The 14,495-nt window shown below is 73.3% G+C and carries 11 protein-coding genes; 4 read left to right on the top strand and 7 right to left on the bottom strand.

All coding sequences use genetic code 11. The features are described 5' to 3' along the window. Positions 1-73 precede the first annotated feature (73 nt). Both LG943_RS06445 and LG943_RS06440 read left to right on the top strand, forming a co-directional pair. Positions 74-832: a TetR/AcrR family transcriptional regulator gene (locus LG943_RS06445; RefSeq protein WP_270071265.1), complete on the top strand. Its 759-nt coding sequence runs from the start codon at positions 74-76 to the stop codon at positions 830-832. Between the two features lie 20 nt (positions 833-852). Continuing rightward, the gene (locus LG943_RS06440; RefSeq protein ID WP_270071264.1) at positions 853-2,127 is read left to right on the top strand and encodes a cytochrome P450 family protein; all 1,275 of its coding nucleotides are present in this window, start codon (positions 853-855) and stop codon (positions 2,125-2,127) included. A 387-nt stretch (positions 2,128-2,514) separates the two neighbouring features. On the opposite strand, the gene miaB is transcribed toward LG943_RS06440, so the two are convergent. The 4 genes from miaB to LG943_RS06420 all read right to left on the bottom strand — a co-directional run bounded on the left by miaB (position 2,515) and on the right by LG943_RS06420 (position 7,987). Further along, positions 2,515-3,981: a tRNA (N6-isopentenyl adenosine(37)-C2)-methylthiotransferase MiaB gene (gene miaB, locus LG943_RS06435; protein WP_270071406.1), complete on the bottom strand. Its 1,467-nt coding sequence runs from the start codon at positions 3,979-3,981 to the stop codon at positions 2,515-2,517. A gap of 101 nt (positions 3,982-4,082) precedes the next feature. Continuing rightward, positions 4,083-6,374 (bottom strand): TRAP transporter permease, encoded by a 2,292-nt coding sequence (locus LG943_RS06430; RefSeq protein ID WP_270071263.1) that lies wholly within the window; start codon positions 6,372-6,374, stop codon positions 4,083-4,085. 52 nt (positions 6,375-6,426) lie between these two features. Further along, positions 6,427-6,894 (bottom strand): DUF1850 domain-containing protein, encoded by a 468-nt coding sequence (locus LG943_RS06425; protein WP_270071262.1) that lies wholly within the window; start codon positions 6,892-6,894, stop codon positions 6,427-6,429. 100 nt (positions 6,895-6,994) lie between these two features. Then, positions 6,995-7,987 (bottom strand): TAXI family TRAP transporter solute-binding subunit, encoded by a 993-nt coding sequence (locus LG943_RS06420; RefSeq protein ID WP_270071261.1) that lies wholly within the window; start codon positions 7,985-7,987, stop codon positions 6,995-6,997. 307 nt (positions 7,988-8,294) lie between these two features. Between LG943_RS06420 and LG943_RS06415 the strand changes: the two genes are divergently transcribed. Together LG943_RS06415 and LG943_RS06410 are read left to right on the top strand one after the other, a co-directional pair. Beyond that, the gene (locus tag LG943_RS06415) at positions 8,295-10,520 is read left to right on the top strand and encodes a S9 family peptidase (RefSeq protein WP_270071260.1); all 2,226 of its coding nucleotides are present in this window, start codon (positions 8,295-8,297) and stop codon (positions 10,518-10,520) included. A gap of 46 nt (positions 10,521-10,566) precedes the next feature. After that, positions 10,567-11,517: a hypothetical protein gene (locus LG943_RS06410; protein WP_270071259.1), complete on the top strand. Its 951-nt coding sequence runs from the start codon at positions 10,567-10,569 to the stop codon at positions 11,515-11,517. Positions 11,518-11,721: 204 nt separating this feature from the next. Here LG943_RS06410 and LG943_RS06405 read toward each other — a convergent pair whose 3' ends face one another. From LG943_RS06405 to LG943_RS06395, 3 genes are all read right to left on the bottom strand, one after another. After that, positions 11,722-12,369, bottom strand: coding sequence for a hypothetical protein (locus tag LG943_RS06405; RefSeq protein ID WP_270071258.1), 648 nt, complete (start codon positions 12,367-12,369; stop codon positions 11,722-11,724). 219 nt (positions 12,370-12,588) lie between these two features. Further along, a complete protein-coding gene (locus LG943_RS06400; protein ID WP_270071257.1) occupies positions 12,589-13,470 on the bottom strand; it encodes a hypothetical protein in 882 nt (293 codons plus the stop codon). 220 nt (positions 13,471-13,690) lie between these two features. Further along, positions 13,691-14,446 carry a hypothetical protein gene (locus LG943_RS06395; RefSeq protein ID WP_270071256.1) on the bottom strand — a complete coding sequence of 252 codons (756 nt, stop codon included), beginning with the start codon at positions 14,444-14,446 and terminating at the stop codon, positions 13,691-13,693. Between the last annotated feature and the right edge of the window lie 49 nt (positions 14,447-14,495).

Here is a 14,495-nt window from a genome sequence, read left to right as displayed (position 1 = left end):
AGTCACAGCGTCCGGCCCCCGCGCCGGACCCGCCCGCATCCGCCTCCGACACCGAACAGGAGCCGTTCCGCCCGTGACGCAGCACCCCGTGGACGACCAGCACCCGCCCGCCCCCGCCGCGGCCGACACCGAACGCGAGGCCCGCGCCGAGCGGATCCTCGCGGCCGCGGCGGACCTGCTCGTCTCCCTGGGCTACCGCCGGGTCACGGTCGAGGACGTCGCCCGCCGCGCCGACATCGGCAAGGGCACCGTCTACCTGCACTTCCGCACCAAGGAGGTGCTGTTCCTCTCCGTGGTCCTGCGGTCGCAGGAGGCCATGATGCGGCGCCTCATCGACGGCATCCGCGCCGACCCCCATCAGGTGCGGCCCTCCGAACTGGCGCGCGCCTCCTACCTGCTGGTCCACGAGGACCCCGTGCTGCGCGCCGTCGTGGTGGGCGACCCCGACACCCTGGGCTTCCTGGCGCGCGGCGGCGCCAAGCACATGCGGGCGCTGATGGACCAGCGCCGCGACACCATGCGGGACTACTTCGCCGTCCTGCGCGAGCACGGCGTGCTGCGCGGCGACCTGCCCGTGGACGCCCAACTGATGCTCTACATGCACGTCTTCACCGGGTACTTCCTGGCCGAGCCGCTCGCCGCCGTGTTCTTCCCCGAACCCGACCCCGTGACCGAGCGGGCCGACCTGCTCGCCCACGTCCTGCGCACCTCCATCGAGGCCGCGCCGGACGACCCCGGCCCCGACCGCGCCGCCGCGCCCCACGTCATCGCCGTGTTCGACCGGGTGCTGACCGCGGTGCGGACCGAACTCGCCACCCAGAAACGCACCTGACGCCCCTTGAGGAGGGCACCATGACCGCACCCACCCCCCAGCACGAGAGCCCCGACTCCGCCACCGTGAGCCTGCTCGACCCCGACCTGCTCGCCGACCCCTACACCGGGTTCGCCCGGCTGCGCGAGGCCGCGCCCGTCCAGCGCGTGCGCCACCTCGACGGCAGCACGATGTGGCTGGTCACCCGGCAGGACGACGTCCGCACGGTGCTGGACGACCCCCGGTTCGTCAACGACCCCGGTCGCATCGAGGGCGGCCCCGGCGACAAGCGCGCCCAGATGATCACCACGTTCGGGATCCCCGAGGAGTACATCCCCTACCTCGCCGACACGATGCTGGACGCCGACCCGCCCGACCACACCCGGCTGCGCAAGCTGGTCTCGCGCGCCTTCACCGTGCGCCGCGTCAACGCGCTGCGGCCCCGCGTCGAGGAGATCACCGACGACCTGCTGGACCGCCTGCCCGCGGCCGCCGGAGACGACGGCGCCGTGGACCTGGTCGAGCACTTCGCCTACCCGCTGCCCATCACCGTCATCTGCGAGATGGTCGGCGTGCCCGAGGCCGACCGGCCGCTGTGGCGCGACTGGGGCGCCCGGATGATGGGCCTGGACCCGGCCAGCATGTCCTCGGCCTTCCGCGAGATGATCGACCACATCCACGGCATGGTGGAGGAGCGCCGCGCGCGCCCGGCCGACGCCCTGCTCGACGCGCTGATCGCCGTGCGCGACGACGACGGCGACCGGCTCACCGAGACCGAACTGGTCACCATGGTCCTCACCCTGGTCATCGCCGGCCACGAGACCACCGCCCACCTGATCGGCAACGGCACGCACGCGCTGCTCACCCACCCCGAGCAGGCCCGCATGCTGCGCGAGGACCCCGCCCTGGCGCCGGGCGCCGTGCACGAGCTGATGCGCTGGTGCGGCCCCGTGCTGATCACCCGGCCGCGCTGGGCCGCCGAGGACGTCGTCCTCGCCGACACCCTGGTCCGCAAGGGCGAGGGCGTGGAGGCGGTCCTCGTCTCGGCCAACCACGACCCCCGCCACTACCCCGACCCGACGCGGCTGGACATCACCCGCACCTACGACACGCGCGGCGAGCACCACCTCGGGTTCGGCCACGGCCTGCACTACTGCCTGGGCGCGGCGCTGGCCCGCCAGGAGGGCGAGGTCGCCTTCACCCGGCTGCTGAGCCGCTACCCCGACCTGGCGCTGGCCGTGCCCGAGGACGAGGTGCGGTGGATGCCGCGCCCGGGGCTGCGCCGGCTGATCGAGCTGCCGCTGCGCCTGGGGTGACACGGGCCGGGCCGCCGGCAGCGCCGACCGGACGCGGGCACGCCCGGCGCGGCGGGGCCGGCGGCCCTCCACCCGCGTGCGGCGCGGGGGCGCCACCGCCGGGGCCGCCCACGGGGAGCCCCCGAACCGGTCGGCCCGCCGCGCCCGCGCGGAGTAAGGTCGAAGGCATGGAGTCCTGCCCCGTGCCGATCTCCGCACCCCGGACCCGTGTGGGCCGCCGCTGCCGATGGGAGGCACACCACCCGCACGCCCGGACCCCGCCCCCGGGCACCCGCCCCGGCGCGCGCTGCCGGCTGCGGCCGGGCGGCACCCGCCGCAGGCCGGGGACGGCGGGCTAGGCCGACCCCGGACCGGCCCTCTACATACCGGCCCTAATACGGACCGGCCCTAGTCCAGGGCGCAGCCGCCGGTGGCCGCGGGCAGCGGCGCGGGCACGCCCACCTTCGGCATGCCCAGCAGCACGCCCGGCGCCTGCGGTGCGCGGCCGTTGCGCGCGGCCCAGGCGTCGCCGGCCCGCGTGGGCCGCACCGCGCGCACCCCGGAGTCGGCCACCAGGTGGTGCGGGGCGGCGTAGGTGACCTCGACGGTGGCGAGGTCGCCGGGCCGCAGCCGCTCGGCGGCGGTGTCGTCGACGGCGAAGTGCACCAGCCGGTTGTCGGGGGCGCGCCCCGACAGCCGCCGCCGCTCGCCGTCCTTGCGGCCCTCGCCCTCGGCCACCAGCAGCTCGACCTCGCGGCCCACCAGCTTCTGGTTCTCCTCCCAGGAGATGCGCTCCTGGAGTTCCAGCAGCCGCTCGTAGCGCTCCTGCACGACCTCCTTGGGAAGCTGGTCGGGCATGTCGGCGGCGGGGGTGCCCGGCCGCTTGGAGTACTGGAAGGTGAACGCCGCCGCGAACCGGGCCTCGCGCACGACCTCAAGCGTCTCGGTGAAGTCGGCCTCGGTCTCGCCGGGGAACCCGACGATGATGTCGGTGGTGATGGCGGCCTCGGGCATGGCCTCGCGCACCTTGGCCAGGATGCCCAGGTAGCGCTCGCGCCGGTAGGAGCGGCGCATGGCCTTGAGCACCCGGCTGGACCCCGACTGGAGCGGCATGTGCAGTTGCGGCATGACGTTGGGGGTCTCGGCCATGGCCTCGATGACGTCGTCGGTGAAGTCGCGCGGGTGCGGCGAGGTGAACCGCACGCGCTCCAGTCCCTCGATGCCGCCGCAGGCGCGCAGCAGCTTGGAGAACGCCTGGCGGTCGCCGAACTCGCTGCCGTAGGCGTTGACGTTCTGGCCCAGCAGGGTGACCTCGGCGACGCCCTCGGCCACCAGCGCCCGCACCTCGGCCAGGATGTCGCCGGGGCGGCGGTCCTTCTCCTTGCCGCGCAGGGACGGCACGATGCAGAAGGTGCAGGTGTTGTTGCAGCCCACCGAGATGGCCACCCACGCGGCGTAGGCGGACTCGCGGCGGCTGGGCAGGGTGGAGGGGAACGCCGAGAGCGACTCCTCGATCTCGACCTGGGCCTCGCGCTGGACGCGGGCGCGCTCCAGCAGCACCGGCAGCGAGCCGATGTTGTGGGTGCCGAACACGACGTCGACCCAGGGGGCGCGGCGCACGATCTCGCCGCGGTCCTTCTGCGCCAGGCAGCCGCCCACGGCGATCTGCATGCCCGGATGGGAGTCCTTGACCGGGCGCAGGTGCCCGAGGTTGCCATACAGGCGGTTGTCGGCGTTCTCGCGGACCGCGCAGGTGTTGAACACGACGACGTCGGCGGTGGTGCCCTCGGCTGCGCGTGCGTAGCCCGCGTCCTCCAGCAGGCCGGACAGCCGCTCGGAGTCGTGGACGTTCATCTGGCAGCCGTAGGTGCGCACTTCGTAGGTACGGCTCTGGCTCACCGCTCCAGGCTAGTGGCTGCCACCGACCGCCCGGGGCGCGCGGTGCGGCCCGCGCCGCGCCGCGCGCCCCGGCCGCCTCAGCTTGCCGCCGGCGCCGCCGAGGGGGCGGCCTGGGTCCGGCCGCCGCGGCCGGCCCAGTACTGCCAGGCGAACAGCGCGGCGCCCACGACGAACCCGGCGACGTCGCCCTGCCAACTGGCGTGCAGCAGCGCCAACCCGCCCAGGGCCGTCGCGATGCGCACCGCCCAGTTGATGTCGGTGCGCAAATGGCCCACCACCGCGATACCGACCAGGACGATGCCCAGCACCGCCGTGAGGAAGGCCCACGTGCCCTCCACCCAGCCGGTCTCCTGGAGCAGCAACTGCGGGGAGAACACGAACATGTAGGGCACCACGAACCCCGACACCGCGATCCGCACCGAGTACACGCCCGTCATGATCGGGTTGCCGCCGGAGATGCCCGAGGCGGCGTAGGCCGCCAGGCACACCGGCGGGGTGATGTCGGCCATCACCCCGAAGTAGTAGACGAACATGTGCGCCATCAGCAGCATCGCCACGGTCGGCTCGGCCAGGTCGGCCTGGAGGATCGCGATGATGGCCGGCGCCGCCAGGGTGGCGGTGATGACGTAGTTGGCGGTGGTCGGCACGCCGATGCCCAGGATCAGGCAGGCCAGCATCGACAGCAGCAGCGTGCAGAACAGCAGGCTCTGGGTGGGGTCGAGCAGCCCGAAGGTGATGAGCTGGAGCCCCGGCGAGAGCACGTCCTCGGCCAGGTTCACCAGCCCGCCGCTCAGCCGCAGGCCCAGCCCGGTCAGCGTGATGACGCCGGCGATGATGCCGGCCGCCGCGCACGCGATGATGATCGGAATTGCCACCCGGGTGGCGTCGACCAGGCCGTCCAGCAGCGTCCACAGCGTGAGCCGGTCGTCCATGCCGCGCCACCGGCGCAGCGCCAGCGCCACCAGTTGGGCCAGCAGGTTCACCCCGACCGTCAGCGCGATGGCGCCCATGGCCGAGCGGATCGGCGAGAAGCCCAGCGACAGCAGCACGAACAGGCCGATGATGGGCACCAGCAGGTAGCCCTTGGTGGCCATCAGCATCCGCACGTTGGGCAGCAGCTCGCGCGGCACGCCCCGGATGCCCAGCTTCTTGGCGTCGTAGTGCACCACCACGAACTGGGCGATGAAGAACAGCAGCGCCGGCACGATCGCCGCCTGCATGATCTGGAGGTAGGGCACCCCGGTGAACTCGATCATGATGAACGCCGCCGCGCCCATCACCGGCGGGGCGATCTGCCCGCCGGTGGAGGACGCCGCCTCCACCGCGCCCGCGTAGTTGGGGCTGTAGCCCGAGCGCTTCATCATCGGGATGGTGAACGCGCCGTTGCTGACGGTGTTGGCCACCGAGCTTCCGGTGATGGTGCCCGAGAACGCGCTCGTCACCACCGCCACCTTGGCGGTGCCGCCGGTGGTGCCGCCGGTCAGGCCCAGCGCCAGGTCGGTGAAGAACCGCTCCATGCCGGTGCGCGCCAGCATCGCCGAGAAGATCAGGAACAGGAAGATGAACGTCGAGGAGATCGCCAGCGGGGTGCCGAACACGCCCTCGGTGCCCAGGAACAGCGTCGAGACGATCCGGTCGATGCTGTAGCCGCTGTGGTGCAGGAACCCGGGCAGGAACGGCCCGAAGAACGCGTAGGCCAGCATCAGCCCGGCCAGGATCACCAGCGCCGCGCCCAGTGTGCGCTGGGCGGCCACCAGGACCAGCAGCAGGCCCACCGTGCCCACCGCGACGTAGACGGGGTTGATGACGCCCACCGAGCTGACGATGTCCTCGTAGGCGAAGAACAGGAACAGGCCCGCGCCGGTGCCCAGCAGCGCCAGCAGCACGTCGGCCGCCGGCATGCCCATCGGCTGCCAGGGCACGTAGCGCGCGGCCTGCACCAGCGCCAGGATCGCCGCGCCGGGCGCCCACACGTACCAGTCGGCGATGCCCTCCACCTGCACGTAGACGATCAGTCCGATGCCGGCGGCGATCAGCCCCCAGCCGTACCAGCGCTGCCGCCGGGTGTCCTGGGGGGTCGAGGGGTAGAGCAGGAACACCAGGCCCAGGCCCAGCGCCAGGTGGAAGGAGCGCTGCTGGAGCCCGGGCAGGGTGCCGAAGTAGCCGGTGTAGAGGTGGAATAGCGACAGCGCCAGGCCCACCGCGAAGATCGTCCAGCGCCACACGGCGCGGATGTCGCGGCGGGTGCCGGCGGTCTCCTCGGCCAGGTTGTGGCCCTCGAGTTCGGCGACCTCCTTCTGTAGCTCGATGTCGCTGAAGTCGTCGGCGCCCTTCTGCGGCGGCGCCGTCGACGGCGGATCCGTCGTCATCGCCCATCCCCTTCCTGTCGCCGCGGACCGCGTCGCGGCCCGCGCCCGCTGATCACGGCCAGGCGCCCGGCGCGCCCTGGACGCTCCACTCCACCCGCGTGCCGCGCTCCACCACGTCCAGCAGCCGCAGCCGCCGCCCGTCGGGGAAGGTGAGGACGTGGTCGACCCGGGGGCCGCCCACCATCTGCTGCACGCGGTCCAGCGGCCGGTCGTGGTGCAGCACCCGGTAGCCCTCGTCGGTGCGCAGGAAGGTCGTGGTGACCGAGCCGATGCGCTCGGGGCCGGCGGGCAGGTTCGCGCCGAAGGTGTCGAAGCGCATCTCCGCCATGGCCAGCCGGCCCGGCGGGGCGACGGAGAACACCTCCTCCACCGGCCGCTTGCTCACCGAGTGGGTGTGGCGCAGCACCACGTGCTCGCCCACGGCCACCGGGTGGGCGTGCAGCACCCGGCCCGCGTCCAGGTCGGCCACCACGAAGCGCAGCCGGCGGCCGGGCACGGCGGCGCCGGGGACCGCCGCCACCGCGACGGCGGCGGCCGCCCCCGCCAGCCCGCGCAGGACGCGGCGGCGCCCGGGACCGAGCCCGCGCGCCGCCCCGACTGCGCCGGCCGCGCCGCGCGCCCTACTCGCCGAGGACGCCCTCTTCCTCGTAGTAGCGCTCCGCGCCGGGGTGGAGCTGGACCGGGCCCTGGCTCTCCACGGCGGTGTCGAGCTGGATCTGGCCGCCGACGTCGTGGCCGATGTCGCCGGCACCCTCGTACAGCTCCTTGACCAGGTTGTAGGCCGTCTCCTCGTCGAGGTCGGCGGTGGTGTAGAGCGCGGCCCAGTTGGTGACGGTCTCGGCGGCCTCGGTCTGGCCGTTGTAGGTGTCGGCCTCGATCGTCATGGCGCTGTAGCTGGGGTTGTCCTCCATGAGCTGGTCCAGGCCGTCGCCGGTGATGTCGACCAGCCGGATGTCGTTCTGGGTGGCGACCTGCTCGATGGAGCCGGCCGGCAGCGCCAGGATCGCGAAGGCCGCGTCGGTCTGGCCGTCGCCGAGCTTGGTGGCGGCCTCCTCGAAGGTGCTGTCGAACGCCTCGATGTCGTCCAGGCTCATGCCGTAGGCGTCGAGGATCTGCTCGGCGGCGACGGCCGTGCCGCTGCCGGGCGGGCCGATGTCGACGCGCTTGCCCTCCAGGTCCTCGATCGTCTCGATTCCGGAGTCGGCGGTGGTGACGATCTGGAGCACCTCGGGGTAGACATTGCCGAGGAAACGCACGTTGTCGGGGTTGGACAGCGGGTCGTCGGCGAATTCCGCGCCGCCTTCGACGGCGCTGGCGGCCACACCGTTGATGGCCATCACCAATTCGTTTTCGCCCTGGTCCAGAAGTCGCATGTTCTCCACCGAGGCGCCGCTGGCCTGCGTGCTGACGTTGACGCCCTCGATGTTCTGCGACCAGATCTCGGCGATTTCGCCGCCCAGGGGGTAGTACGTGCCGCCGGTGCTGCCCGTGGCCATGCTCAGCTCGCCACCGGCCCCGGCGTCCCCGACACCGCAGCCGCCGAGCGCGATGACGCCCGCCGCCGCTGCCGCCGACACGCCCGTCAGTCGCCTGCTCGTGGGTCTGGTCCTCATTGCGCGTCCTTTCCGCAAGGGCGCCGCGCCGGGGGTCGCCCGGCGAGGGCCACTGAAGTGCCTAAGGCGGATTCCGGCCCGGAACATTGGCTGGACTATAGACAGCGGGTCGGTACCGCGGCGCTCCGGGCGCATTACAAGTAGGGAACGAATAAGCCGTGGCGGCGAAGTGCCGCACAGTGCCTACTTTCAGCCCTATTCCGATCGCGGAGAGCACAGTCGGGGACACCGGCCTACTGCGCTCGGCCGCACATACCACTAAGGTCGACATGTCGTTCCATAAGCCCACAGAGTGCAAAGTTTCCACATGACCGACCGCGTGACGGCCCCCTACGGCGCCTGGCCATCGCCCATCGCTGCCAGCGACGTCTCCCGAGGTGAGCGCCTGCTGGGCTACCCCAGCGTCATCGGCGCGCAGACCTGGTGGGAGGAGTCCCGCCCCGAGGAGGGCGGGCGCACCACCGTCATGCACCGCGGCGCCGACGGCAGCGTCGCCGAACTCCTCCCCGCACCCTGGGACGCCCACACCCGCGTCCACGAGTACGGCGGGCGGTCCCACCTGCCCGTCCCCCGGCGCGACGACAAGGCCATCACCCGCTACGGGATCGTCTTCGCCAACCTCACCGACCAGCGGCTCTACCTGCTGGAACCCGGCGCCTCGGCGCCCCGGCCCATCAGCCCCGAGCCGCCCGCGCCCGGCGCGCTGCGCTACGCCGACTTCGCGCTCAGCCCCGACGGCAAGCGGCTGCTGTGCGTGCGCGAGAGCCACCCCCACCCCGCCGCCGACGGCACCCCGGCCCGACCCCGGCGCGCGATCGTCTCACTGCCGCTGTCGGGACGCGCCGCCGAGGACCCCGGCGCCGTCACCGAACTCGTCTCCGGCGCCGACTTCTACGCCTGGCCCACGCCCTCCCCCGACGGGCGCCACCTGGTGTGGGTGTCGTGGAACCACCCGCGCATGCCCTGGGACGGCACCGAACTGCGGGTCGGCACGCTCGCCGACGGCGGCGTCACCAACGTCTACACGCTCAAGGGCGGCATCAACGAGTCGGTGCTGGCGCCCGTCTGGCGCGACGACAGCACCGTCTGCTTCGTGTCGGACTGGCCGGGCTGGTGGAACCTGTACGAGATCGGGCTCACCGGGCCCGCCATCGCGCTGTACCCGGCCGAGGAGGAGTTCGCCCACGGCTTCCCCGGACTGGGCCAGCGACCCTACGCCCGCCTGGCCGACGGCCGCCTGGTCGCCCTGTCGGGCAACGCCGACCTCACCCCCGGGGTCTACGACCCCGCCACCGCCGACCTCACCCCGCTGGAGACCGGCGGCGCGGGCCTGACCAGTTGGCTGTCGCTGGAGAGCGACGGGCACACCGTCGTCGGGCTGGCCGGCGGGCCGCGCACCCCGCTGAGCCTGGTGCGCCTGGACGCCGACACCGGCCGCACCGAGGTGCTGCGCCGCGCCGCCGAGCACCTGCCCGAGCCCGGCTACCTGCCCGAGCCGCGCGCCATCACCGTGAGCGGGCGCTACGGCGCCACCGTGCACGCCACCGTGTACCCGCCCACCCACCCCGGGATGCGGGGCGAGGGGCCGGCGCCCTACGTGGTGTGGGCGCACGGCGGGCCGGTCGGCAAGGCGCTGGGGCTGCTCGACCTCGCCAAGGCGTTCTACACCAGCCGCGGGATCGGGGTCCTCGACGTCAACTACGGGGGATCGGTCGGGTTCGGGCGCACCTACCGCGAACGGCTGCACGGCCAGTGGGGCGTCGTGGACGTGGAGGACGTCACCGCGGCGGCGCGGGCCCTGGTGGACCAGGGGGAGGCCGACCCCGCGCGGCTGGCCGTGCGCGGCGCCAGCGCCGGCGGGCTGACGACCCTGCTGGCGCTCACCGGCGACACCTTCGCCTGCGGCACCTCCGCCTGGGGCGTGACCGACCTGCTCCGGCTGGCCGGGGAGACCCACGACTTCGAGTCGCGCTACCTCGACGGCCTGATCGGACCGCTGCCCGGGTACGCGGCCACCTACCGGGAGCGCTCGCCCATCGACCGCGCCGGGGAGATCGCCCGGCCGGTGCTGCTGCTCCAGGGGTCGGCCGACCCGGTGGTGCCGGCCAACCAGGCCCACACGCTGGCGGCGGGGCTGTCGGAGCGGGGCGTCCGGCACGCGCTCATCGAGTTCCAGGGTGAGGGGCACGGGCTGCGCGCCGCCGACAACCGCCGGCGCGCGCTGGAGGCGGAGCTGGCGTTCTACGGGGAGGTCTTCGGCTTCACCCCCAAGGGGGTGCCGCCGATCGCGCTCGGCACCGAGTACGCCCCGGTGCGAGTGGGCGCGGCGCCGCAGCGGTCGGACGGCGCGGGCACCGGCCACGATCACGGGGCAGGGTTCGGGTCCGGAGCCGGAGCCGGGGGCGAGACCGAGGCCGAGGGCGAGACCGACCTGGACCTGGTGGCCGAGCCGCTGCCGCCGCTCGACGGCCCCGACCCCCGGGCGGGCGCCCAGGAGGGCATGGCGGCGGGCCGCGACCACGGCGAGGGGTAGCGGGGACGGCCCGGGGGCGGGGTGAGCCGGGCGAGGAAGGGCCGGCGTGGGCGGGGATGTGAAGCGCGGAGCGGATCTGGACCCGACGATCATGGCGGACTATCTTGAGCGGATCTCCCACGCATCAGACCACCCTCCCTCCCTCCGCAGTGGAAAGCAGCGCCCCATGAAAGAACAACCGGATTCGGCCGCCAGCGAGCGGAAAACCGTTCGCCCCAACCTCAAAAGAGGCGGCATGGCCGCAGGTGCGATCGCGCTCGCCATCGGAGCGGGCGCGCTTTGGAACGGAGGCTCATCCCCGTCGCCCAAAGCCGACCTCGTCCGAACGTCGCAGCAGGCGGTGACGGCCGCCGAGGGCATCAGCACGTCGGTCAGATCGTTCATCAACGCGCTGCCCACAGCCGAGCAGGACGCGTTCTGGCAGCGCCGGGACCTGGGAAACGATCCCGGCCTCAACGGCTCCCGCGTCAACGACACCGCGCACTCCTCCCTCGAACTGGGGTACGTGCGGGCGGGCGACCTCGGTGAGCGCGCGGTGGCCATCAATCGCGCGCTCACCGCCGCCGAAAGGGACCTCAAGACCTATACCAAGGGCGCGTACAAGGCGACCGACGGCAACGGCATCCTGCCCGAGAACCCGCAAAGCGCCACCCTGGAGGACTATCGCAAGTTCCTCCACAACTCCGCCGAGCGCGTCTCGACGCTTCACTCAGCCGTCAACCGCGTTGCACCGTCCGTTGAACACAACAAGGACGCGAAAGCCGCACTGGACGGCATGCAGCGTTGGGCCATCCACTTCCCGGGCAAGGAGGAAATCGACGCCGGTGTCGTGGGGGAGAACCGCTCGACCAACAACGCCCTGGCGCCGAGCCTGAGCCCGAAGTCGTTGGCTGCGGCCACCACCGCCACGGCCCGCAAGTCACACGCCGCCGCCCCTCGGGCGAACGCGGCCCACCGCATGCCGAGGGCGAACACGTCCGGCAGAGCCGCACTCTAGCCCCCAGCGGCGCGGCCCGGAGGTCAAGCGCTCTCCGGACCGCGCCGCGCTGCCGTCCCCATCCCTGACCTAGCGCGTCCCAGGTCAGCGGCCATCTGCTCGCCCGACGGTGGTCAACGCGAGCGACGGGGCGGCAACGCGGCGGGGGGTCGGGGCGCGCGAGGCAGGCTCGGCGTGGCGTCGGTCCCCCACCTCCCGTCTGCGTCAACTCAATCCGCGACCGGGTTTCCGCTGCTCCCGACGGCGGGCGGCGGACGGTGAGTGGCGGGCGGCGCCCTTAGTAAGGCGCCAGCGTCGCGGCCTGTCCGCCCGCGTCGTTGCCACTGCGGCGCTGCGGCCCTCCTCCTGCTCGGGCGCGGGCGGGGCGGAGTCGGTTCCGCCCGCCAGGCTCGCGGTGATCCTCTGGCGCAGGTCGCGCATCTCCGCGACGCCCTCGCGGACGCGCCGCGTTCCGCGCGACAGGGCCGTGTGGGTGTCGTGCCCGCGCCGGTGCGCGGCCTGGGTGCTGCCCGCCAGGAACCGCACCGCCACCGCGGGGTTCATCCGGTCGGCCGTGGCGTAGCCGCCGACCTGCTCCGGGTCGAGCCGCGCCCACTTCTCCCGGATCTCGGCGGCGTGGCGCGCCCGGTCCGCCGCCGCCTGCGGCGGCACCCCTGCGGCGGCCGGACGGTCCAACTCCGGGAGAAGGTCCACCAGCGCGGCCCGCTCCCGCGCCCAGTCGCGCAGAGCGGCCACGGCCTGCTCCACGTCGACGTTCAACTGGCCCCGGATCATGCCGTGCTTGTGCTCGGCCCAGGGGAACCACGTTTTCGCGTCCGCGCTCAGCGGCGGGAACTCGATGTCGAACGCCATGCCGGCCTTTCCTCGTCCACCCGGGCCGCGCGGCGGTGCCGGGAACCGCGCCGTCGCCCGGGGGCGATCATCGCGCGTGCGCACCCAGGTGGCAAGACCGCGTCGTGCGCGGGAGCGACATGGATCCCGCCCTCGGACCGCCCCGCCCGCAGAGGGAGCGCCGGGACTCGGGGAGCATCTGGACGCCAGGGCTCCGAGAGCACCGGCCCGGAAACCGGACTACGTCGCCTTGGGTGCGGCGCGGCGGGCGGAACCGGGCGTCGGCGCCTGCGGGCGGCGCTTGACGCGCCGGGCGTTCGATCGCCCGGCGGCCAGTGTCTCGGCGTTCATCGGCAGGGCGCCCGGCAAGTCCTTCACCGTCTTGGCCGACTCCGCGGTATTCGCCGTCTTCACGGCGCTCGCAGCCGCCGTGAACAGGCCGCTCTCCAGCGCATGCTCGTCGCTGCGCTGCGCTGCGTCGATCTCCGTGGGCGACGGGAACTGCCGCACGTACTCCCGCGTGTTCGCCACCAACGCGGCGGCCTGCTCCTCCTGCGCGGTGCCGCGCCGGGTGGCGGCGTAGCGCTCCGCCCACTTCGCCACCGCGTTCAGGACCTGTCCGGAGTTGCTCAGGAACCGCGCGGCGTCGTTGGGTTTGAGGTCGCCGACGTCGTCGGGCAGCCCGCTGACGTGGCTGAACTGCGGGCTGGTGTAGTCGACTCCGTGCCCCTCGCCGATGCAGTACTCCAGGCTTTGCAGGTACCTGTTGTAGTCCATCGCGTAGGTCCCGAAGACGCCCCCGTGCTCTTTATAGTCCTTCTCGACCTCGGCCGACCTGTTCAGCCGCACCGAGTGGAAGTACCGTCTTTCCTGCTCGTACAAGTCGGGGTTCGCCGTGAGCACGGCGATGTCGTTGCGGGATTTCAGGGACGCCTGCACGACTCCGTCGTGGGCGTCGCGGGCCATGGCGGTGAGAGCCCCCGCGTCGGCCCAGTGCGGGCGCACGCCAGGCGCGGTGGACCTCTCCCGGGTGAGTTCGCTTACCCCGTAGAGCGTGGCCGCGGCGGCGACCGAAGTCACCGTCAGACCGGCCGCGGCGCGAGCCCACTCGGCTTTCGCCATTGCCACCACTCCTTAATTCGAGGAGAACGACTCCCGAATCGACCGGAAACGGCCCTACGTTAGCGAGATCCGAGGCCGACCACCAGCGCCGCATGCGCGTGAACACCGACCGCACCTCCCCGCCCGACCGCTCACAGCCGCCGACACCGCCTACCGGACGCACACCGAACCACCCGCTCCCACGCGGCCGCCATCGCCCGCCCGCCGCGGACCTTTCCCGCTAGAGCGTCCGGCGGGGCCGGGCGGCCGGCTGCGGTGCCGGGGCGCGCCGGGCGGATGCGCGGCGGCCCTCGCGTGCGGCGGTGAGGCGGCCCCGAGTCAGCGGCGCACCGGCCGCGTTGGTGGCCCCCCGCTGATCAGCGTCGCGCTGGGCGGCGCCGATCTCCTTCTCGGACGGGAAATCCGCCGCCACCCGCCGCAGCCCGTCCGCCGACACCTCGGCGGCGGCCGCGTCCGGCGTGCCGCTGTGCGCCCGCGACAACCGGTCGGCCGACTGCCCCATGTGCTCGACCCCGGACCGGGCGGCCCGCAGGTAGTCGCCCACGTCCGCCGGGGTCAGCCGGTTGACGTCGTCGGGCAGGGCCTGCCCGCGCCGAGCCGGTGTGAAGCGGGGGTCGGCCCCCGCGAGCGCCGTCTCGACCTGCCGCAGGTCCTTGTCCAGGTTCACCAGGCTCTGCCCGAGCCGCCCGTAGCGCCGGTAGGCCGACTCCACCTCGGAGGAGTCGTTCAGTTGGGTGGGATCAGGGGCGGCCTGGCCGGTGAGACCCGCGAGCCGGTTGACCGTGGCGGCGTGCAGGTTCCGCACGGCGGTCTGGGCGCGGAACGCGGTGACGTCGAGGGCGCCCTCGGTCCACTTCGGAGGTTGCGCGGGCTCCCTCTCGATACCGACCGCGCCGGTCAGGACCGCGCCGACGGCCACCGCCCCGATTCCGGCCTTCTCCCAGGCGTTGAGCCCACCCTGCCGCTTCGCCGCCATGCCACCGCTCCTTTGCGGAAAACAGTCGTCGCCACCCTGTCCGTGGGCG

It is taken from the genome of Streptomonospora mangrovi, from assembly GCF_027604915.1.
GTDB lineage: Bacteria > Actinomycetota > Actinomycetes > Streptosporangiales > Streptosporangiaceae > Streptomonospora > Streptomonospora mangrovi.
This window is presented reverse-complemented; position numbering and strand designations above follow the sequence as displayed.